The sequence below is a fragment of the Paenibacillus sp. J5C2022 genome (assembly GCF_025567625.1).
Lineage (GTDB): Bacteria > Bacillota > Bacilli > Paenibacillales > Paenibacillaceae > Pristimantibacillus.
In genome coordinates this window covers 59,945-68,097 of sequence record NZ_JAOQJC010000043.1, presented here as the reverse complement: position 1 = coordinate 68,097, position 8,153 = coordinate 59,945, and the positions used below count along the sequence as shown (strand labels likewise).

Annotated in this window: 6 protein-coding genes; all 6 read right to left on the bottom strand. The window is 53.6% G+C overall.

The genetic code is table 11. The features are described 5' to 3' along the window. Window positions 1-1,514: 1,514 nt before the first annotated feature. From M6D81_RS25895 to M6D81_RS25870, 6 genes are read right to left on the bottom strand one after another with little or no spacing between them, the layout of a single operon-like run. A complete protein-coding gene (locus tag M6D81_RS25895) occupies window positions 1,515-2,273 on the bottom strand; it encodes an SDR family NAD(P)-dependent oxidoreductase (RefSeq protein ID WP_262680075.1) in 759 nt (252 codons plus the stop codon). After that, window positions 2,257-3,624 (bottom strand): M20/M25/M40 family metallo-hydrolase, encoded by a 1,368-nt coding sequence (locus tag M6D81_RS25890; RefSeq protein WP_262680074.1) that lies wholly within the window; start codon window positions 3,622-3,624, stop codon window positions 2,257-2,259. The genes M6D81_RS25895 and M6D81_RS25890 overlap by 17 nt, the downstream gene beginning before the upstream one ends. Window positions 3,625-3,646: 22 nt before the next feature. Then, a complete protein-coding gene (locus tag M6D81_RS25885) occupies window positions 3,647-4,741 on the bottom strand; it encodes an alanine racemase (RefSeq protein ID WP_262680073.1) in 1,095 nt (364 codons plus the stop codon). Between the two features lie 48 nt (window positions 4,742-4,789). Further along, on the bottom strand, window positions 4,790-5,725 hold the full coding sequence (locus M6D81_RS25880; RefSeq protein WP_262680072.1) for a Gfo/Idh/MocA family protein: 936 nt from the start codon (window positions 5,723-5,725) through the stop codon (window positions 4,790-4,792). Window positions 5,726-5,730: 5 nt separating this feature from the next. Beyond that, window positions 5,731-7,023: an enolase-like domain-containing protein gene (locus M6D81_RS25875; RefSeq protein WP_262680071.1), complete on the bottom strand. Its 1,293-nt coding sequence runs from the start codon at window positions 7,021-7,023 to the stop codon at window positions 5,731-5,733. Window positions 7,024-7,026: 3 nt separating this feature from the next. After that, entirely contained in the window at window positions 7,027-8,067 is a 1,041-nt protein-coding gene (locus tag M6D81_RS25870) for a Gfo/Idh/MocA family protein (RefSeq protein ID WP_262680070.1), read from the bottom strand. Window positions 8,068-8,153: the final 86 nt, after the last annotated feature.

Sequence of the window (8,153 nt, the reverse complement as noted above, 5' to 3'; positions counted from 1 at the left end):
TGGAAGTTTGTTTTCATCACGCGAATCATCGGGCACCTCCCGTAGCAATATATGTTCTCTCTCATTTTACCAAACATATGTTCCTAAAACAAGTGTGAGAGACCCCTTTCCTAGTGCCGACACGAATGAGAATCCGCTTCAATGCTGTGCAAGTACGTTCACGGCGGTCGTCGATTCATCCCCAGCCTACACTCTCACTTCGTGAGCAATGTTGTTTAGAGGCGGGGGACTTCTCGTCGTGTCAGGTTAACAAAGTGTTCTCATTTTATCTCTTCAGATATTTTAATAAATAAAGATTTCAAGAATTTGAACATAGGCTTCGCCATTCTAGTCCTCCTAGTCCCTGTTGCCCGAACTGTTCCAACATCCATCAGACTTGCTCTCGATAAAACGCAGTGCAACTAAAGCGCTAAATGCCATAGATGCGGTTACTTTGGAAATCCATTTAATCCGCTTTCTCCTACTCATTCTTGTCATGCGATACGCTCCTATTCCCTTTATGCATGAATAACAATTTGCTTTCTACTCTTTTGTTATCTCCTGTCGCGATCGTTTTTTATGTCTGTAAATCTCTATGGCTATTAGAATCAGCATAACTATGGCACAGAAGAGGTAAAAACAAAACATAACTTTATCTTCTTCATAGTAATTTATCATTTGGAATATAAAAGCAACCACGAGTAGGCTTTGAAAGATAAAGCGGACTACCATGCTTTGCCCTCCCTTCTCAAAAGGCAGTCATTCAAACTATCAAACAAAATGGCGGTAAAATTATTAATTAATAGATAATCCATCGAACTACTAGGCATTACACGCGAACATATATAGTATACAAGCCCTATCATTGGTAATAAACGCAAAATCGATTGGTATTTTCCGAACCGACTTTTGCGCGGCGAAAAAAATATGAGGGAATTGCGTACGACCATACAACAAAACACCCTGACGGCGACTTGCGTTGCCGTTCGTTGTTCGGACGCTTCGCTCAATGCTCGTTGCCGTTCTTTCTTCGAACGCTTCGTTCAATGCTCTTAACGTTTGTCATAGAGCTTATTGCGTCTCACATCCCTCTTTTTTTGCTATAACGGTCGCCACGAGGCTTATTTCTCGTTGCTACACCCAATATCGCACTTTCCGGGCTCCAAAAGCGCAAGCACAACCGTTAGCCTGCAAATTTGCCTAATCTATGCCAAATAAGCTCTGTGGCAACCGTTTAGATCCGCGCCTACATCAACGACACTTCGAACTAGCGCAGCATTCCCAAGCAACAAAAAAGGAAACTGACTCGTTAAGAGTCAGTTTCCAAAATAGGCAACGATAAGTGTATACCTCACGCAAAATCATCAGCTCATCAGATGACTTGTTCCAAAAAAAGAACACCTGCGTCTTATACCATCCATATACCACATTTATCTACGGCCTATCTACAATATCTATCTACCACATTTATCTACGACCTATCTACCATCCATATAGTAGCGTATACGCCATTAGTATACCATGTACTCTGTCCGTTAAGACAGCTTCATCAGTTGTCCGCCGTCGATAACGACGCATTGGCCGGTCATATAACGCGATTCCGAGCTTGCCAGGAACAGTGCAGCGTCGGCAATATCCTCCGGCTGCCCGATCGTCCCCAACGGAATCGACTTCACATATTCACGGTGCAGCTCCGGATTGTCCACGATCGGCTTCGTCAATCTGGTTGCGATCATGCCGGGACAAAGCGAATTGACCCTAATGCCATGCGGGGCAAGATCCAGCGCCATAGACATCATCAGCAGATTCAGGCCGCCTTTGCTTGCGTTGTAATGAGCCTGATCGCCCTCAGCCGCCATCCCGTTGACGCTGGACATCTGAATAATGGCGCCTCGTATCCCTTTGCGCACCATCACTCTGGCCGCTCGCTGCGAGACGAGGAAGGCGCCCTTCAAGTTAATGTCCATATGGCGGTCCCAGTCTGCTTCTGTCATCTCCAGGAACGGTGCCGGTGAACAAATGCCCGCGCAATTCACCAAGACGTCAATGCCGCTCCATTGCTTCTCGACCCGTTCGATCAGTTCGTCGATTTGGTCCGTGCTCCGAACATCGACTCCGATGCTCAGCACTTCCCCACCTGCTTGCTCGATCGACGCCTTCACTTCCTCAAGCGCGTCCTTCTCCAGATCGGCAAGGGCGACTTTCGCCCCTTCGCGCGCGAAGCGAAGCGCTATTGCCCGGCCGATGCCATGTGAGCTGCCGGTTACGACAGCCACTTTATCCTTCAGCCGCATGCTCTTCGCCCCCCTGTACGCCGCACCAGTCTACAATAATCTCCGCATACCACTGAATTAGCTGCGTATAGGATGCCAGATCCATATATTCATCCGCCGCATGGGCGTTCGCTCCGCCTGGTCCCAATACGAGAGCAGGAGTATCGCTATACAGATTGAACATGAACGCATCGCAGGCGAACGGCGAGCCTTCCACAGGTACTGCTGCTCCACCTAAATTCTCGCCAATCTTGCCGACTAGCGTGAGGAATTCATCCGTCTTCAGGCTTTGTTCCATCTCGCTGCCCTCCAGATAGCGAATAAGCGGCGTAATCTCCGGCCAGCATGTCCCCAGCAGCGGATATTGATCGCGGCGAGCGTCATAGAATGCTTGCAGCTCGTTCATGATCTCTTCGCCCGTCGTGCCCGGGAAGCCTTCGATCCAGAACGTCAACGCTCCGCTTGCAGGAAGCTTCTCTTGTATAAGCCGATTAATGTCGCCGGAGAACATCGTGAGCAGCGTCACTTCCGGCAGCCGGCCGCCCTCCCACCAATGCGGCACTGTCATCCGTTCCTTGCGGTATGCGCCGAAGTCCCGAAGCATATTGGCGAATTCCAATGTCGCTTCCAATGCGCTTACGAGCTCTTCGCCGGCGAAGCCGATGCCGCTCTTGCCTTGGAACACCGCACGCCATATGCCACCTCCGATATGCGCGGGATACAGCTTCAGATTGGACGGCTCCGGAATGATCGCCATATCCGCTTGCGGCCCTCGCAATCTTGCGGCCAAGCTGCCGTTGGCACCGCCGTGCTCTTCGTCGACAACGCTTTCAATATAGACTTTGCCCGCAACAGGCAGCCCCAGATCGGACAGACACTTCACCGCCATAAGCGCCGCAGCCATTCCGCCCTTCATATCGTAGGAGCCTCTGCCATACAGCTTGCCGTCTTCCACCGTTCCAGAGAACGGCGAATGGGACCACTTCTCATCTCCTTCATACACGGTATCCGCATGACCGGAGAACAGCAGTGAACGTCCCTCTCCTTTGCCAAAAAAACAACCCGCCACATTGGGACGGTTCTCATAATCGCGCCCCGGCATATAAGCGCGATGTTCCGTCAAGCCGGCCACCTCCGACAGCTCATAGCTGTCCACGATAGCGCCTGCGTCTACCATCCACTCCGCAAAGAAACGCTGATAATCCCCTTCATTCCCCTTCGGCGGATGATTCACACTTGGTATGCGCACAAGCTCAGATGCCAGTCTGTACGCTTCTTCCCGATTGCTGCGCACCCAGCTCTCAATCTGCCGCGACCACTCTTGCCGCCGGGACAGACGATCCGCTGCTTGCGCGTCATTGACTGCTGACATGCCGCTCCTCCTTTTCCCCCGCTTACCGGATCTGTCCCCGTGCATCGACATGAATGACCTCTGCCGCCTGGCCGTTCCGCACGCCTTGCAGCTCATTGTGCAGATTGGATACGGTACAGCAGTGGTTAGGTATGAACTCCAGCTTATCCCCGATGGAGAATGACAGGCCGGGAGGCACTCTTACGATGCCGTGCTCCTCGCTTAGTCGCTCCAGGTACACCTCCGAATTGTCCTTCCATATCCCGTAGCCGGGACGATGGGGATTCACATCGGTGCTGAACGTCTTGGAGCCTCCGTCGACGATAACCGTGCCGTCCCGCGGCGTACTGACCACTGTCGTCATAACCGTCATCGCCAGCTCATCCTTGCTTACAATGGATGTAGACAATTGGACGCCGTCACCGTATACGTATGCGCCGGGCCGAGTCTCCGTCGCGCCATGCTGCAGCGCAATATACTTCGATGTCGGAGTTGAGCCTACGCTAATCTCGGGGATATGAATGCCCGCTTCCTCCAACAGCTCCTTGGAGCGCACGAGACCGCCGACCTCTTCTGCCGCAACCCGCTTCAATCCTTCCTCTGTCGCTTGCCCATAGGAATGACCGCCGTGCGTCATCAGCCCTTGAACGCGGATTCCCTTCAGTCCCGACATGCGCTTCACCAGCTCCGCCGTCTCTGCGCCTGGCTCATGACCGCAGCGGTTCAGTCCGGTATTCACATCCACGTATAACGGAATGACTGCGCCCAGACTTTCGCCCAGCTGCGAGATGCCCCTCGCCACCTCGACACTATCGACACTCAATGTAATGGCAACGCCGCTCTTGATCAGCTCCGCTACCCTGCGCAGCTTGGCTTCCCCTACAATCGGGAATGCAATCAGGATATCCCGAATGCCTGCGCGGGCCAATATTTCCGCCTCTCCGATCTTTGCAACCGTTATGCCGCACGCCCCGTATTCTATTTGCTTTTTGGCGATCGCCACGCTTTTATGCGTTTTGAAGTGGGGACGAAGCTTCACGCCGGCCGACTTTGCCGTTTCGGCGGCAAGCCTCAGGTTGCGGTCCAGCCGATCCAGATCGACGAGGACAACAGGCGTTTCCAGATTGGTGATGTCCATCTTTCTCAACCTCCCTTCCTCTTAAGATGTCGGACATCCATCACAGAATTACCTTCCTGCCTTTAGCGATGGATACTTCAATTCTTTGTAGTAGCTCGCGAACGACTTGCCGTCGAAGCCAGCGTACTCTATAGGGATTTCGTCCAACCTGATCGGTTTCCCTTCTTTTTCTATAGAAATTTTTGCTGCAATTGCAGCGAGTTCTACTTCTGCCAGCTTTTCCATCGCCAAAGGTGCTGGTGCCTCTCCCGCCAAGTACGGGCATACCGCCTCCAACATAGAAGAATAAATGCGTGACGAATCTACTTGGAAAAAGCCAACCTCCTGCTGAGCGACAATGTTCGCATAGAAGGGCAAATACCCCTTCGTCTTGCCGACGTTCAGCAATCCGCGCCGTCCGTCGCGCCATGTCAATTCAATCTGATGTTGTCCCGTCGTCCCGATATGCCGCACTTGCTGAATACCCGCTCCCAGCAACCCGTGAAGCATAGTGTAGGCATGGATGCCGTAATTGAACTCGTCGACAGCGCAGCCCGCCATAGCGTACACCCAATCCTCCGCAGCGATCTTCCCGGCCCATTCCCGAACCTCAGGCACATATCGGAGCGAAGAGCCTCCCGTAATGGTTGCGCCTTGCTTCTCCCATTCGATCAGCTGCATAATATCTTTTCTGTTGCCCGCCATAGGTTTATCAATAAAAACAGCCACACCCGCCTCAATGAAAGGCCGGGCGCGGTCGACATGCACGTCCCAATTGCAGCTGCTGATGAAAACCGCATCCACTTGCTCCGCCATTTGCTCCAGCGATTCGCACGCCGTATCTATTCCGTGCTCTTGCGCGAACTGAGCGGCATAACCGGGCGGATTCACTTCGCCGGTATCATAGACGGCGGCAACGCGGTGCCCCATGTCGCGCAGAATAGGCACGAAGCTTCCGGGATGGGAAGTATCCAGATCAACAAGTCCGATAGCTAACGATTTCAATATTCTCATCTTCCTTCCATTAATAGAGATTTATAATGCGGACTGCTCTCCAGTGCGCCTCCGCTCTCAGCGTAGAACGCTTCGTCCAGGCGGAACACGCCTCTCGTATTGTCCAGCCAGGGAGCCCCCGCTCGGGGATGATACCCCTTCATCGTCTCCCAGTTGCGATAATTCTGATGACCGTTCGACTCCAATATGCCCACCTTCAGCTCGGGCAGCAAGGGAAGACGGCAGGCCAGATTTTTGTTCCAATCCGTCAGCATGGGATTCGCCGTCAAGTCCGCGCAGAAGCAAGCGACGTCCGCCTCCAGCGCCAGCTTGGCAATATTCAGGCTCATGCTCATCGTCTTGGCTACCGGCTTCAAGGCGAAAGCGCCATATCCCATATCTATGCGGGCCCGCGCATCCGCCTCATCATGAACGCTCTCGTCCGCTGCGAATCGGACGGGCAGATCGGACACGTCAGTCTCCATCTGCTCCGGGAAAGGTTCCTCGAACAGGACAATCCGGTCAAGCGCTCCGATGCGATCCGCATAATCAATGAATCGCATCAACTGCTCCCTGTTCTCATAACGTCCGTTGGCATCCAAGTAATAAGCGATCTTGCCGCAAAGCGTATAAGGCGTCTCATAGCGGGAAGCCAGCTCATGAACACTCTTCAATCGCGCCATATCCCATTCCAGCATCCGCTCGCGGTCGCCGTCGCCGGCCGGATCGGCGCCTATTTTCACTTTGAGCAGGCCGTATCCTTCTCGGAGCATGCCGTCAATGCCTTCCTCCGTCATGCCGTAAGGGATAAGCGGCACATTGGCCAGTTGCGCCTGACGCTCATCGAGAATGGTACCGTACTGCTCCCCCAGCCAATCGTCGAAGGAAATGGCATGATCCTGTACGAACAGACTCCACGCCGCTTGATCCACCGCCACCAGCGCATTGAGCGCAAAGGTGCTTCTCATCGCGGCATGACCGACTTGCTCCTTCCCGTATGACAGAACGGGCTGATAGAGCGCATTCAACAACTGGAACGGTGAATCGCATGCCAAGCCCTCGCTCAGCTCCATCGCATGCTTCGTCATATTCGCCATCAGAGCATTCCCTTCCGCCTCGCCAAGCTTTACGAACAGGTCCGCATCCGACCACAGCACGCTCTGTACGCCGACCCCAAGGCCGAATCGTCCCTGCTCATCCCACAGGCCGGCGACGGACTGCCACAGCTCCGTCAAATAAGCGCCCTTGAAGCCGAAGGGAGAAAGCAGCGGCTCGCGCTGGATGGCATGCTTCCCTTGCACCAGCTCCATGCGCTACACTCCTTCCTTCTGCAGCGACAAGCTCCGCTCCACGATGGCCTTGATCGGCTCCGGCCGGCCGCTCTTCAGCGAAGCAATCGCCTGCAGCACCATCAATGTCGCATACAAGCCGTCTACATGATCGATCGATGCGGGCTTGCCCTCCTGCAGACAACGAAGGAATGCCTTGTTCTCTTCCAGGAATCCGGATTCCGACCCATGGAACACTTGCGGCTCCGCGCCGGCCTCCCTATAAGTTAAAGTCGTCAAGCGGTCTGAGAGCGTAATGCTCTTGCCCTCGGCGAATACTTGCATGAAAAACTTGCTCGTCAACGGAGGACATCCGCAATCGCCTTGCACCAGATTGCCGCCCGTGCCGCTATCGAAGCGATAGACGGCCGTCAAATTGTCGACTACCCCTGTCGGCTGATAATAATTGCCGCCTGCCGCATACACCTCCACAGGATCTCCTCCAGCTACGAAGCGAAGAATATCCGTAGAATGGCAGCCTTGGCTGATTACATTGCCGCCTCCCTTCACAGGATCATTCGGCCATATGCCATCTCCCCAGCGGTCATCCATCATTTGCATCGTCACCAGAATTGGAGAAGGGATCAGCTCCTTCGCCTTCCACAGCAGCTCGTAATACCTCATTTTGAAAGCCGTGAACAGCGTCATGCCTGTCTTCTTCACTGCCTCTCCGATTCGCACGCAATCCTCAACGGACATCGCCAGCGGCTTCTCGACAAGCACATGCTTGCCGCTCTCCAGGGCGCGTACGCAGAAGTCCGCATGGGTATCGTGCATCGTCGTTATATAGATGACATCGATATCGGGATCGTTGAAGAAGCGGTCTAAGTCGCATGTCGCATACTGTCCGCCGAACTCCTCCAGGAGCTTACGGGCGCTTTCCTGATATACATCACAATAGGCGACGAGCTCCATCCCTTCCAGCTGTTCAATGCACTTGGCGTGCGTTCTTCCGAGACTGCCGCAGCCGATGATTCCCGTTCGGAATACTTTCCCCTTGTTTTCTGCCGAATTACTCAATGTCATCTCATCCCTTCTACTCCGATTGGTTTGGATCGATCACACGGATTGCCCGTCTGATCCATTTCGCTCTTCAACCATTGCACCAAGCA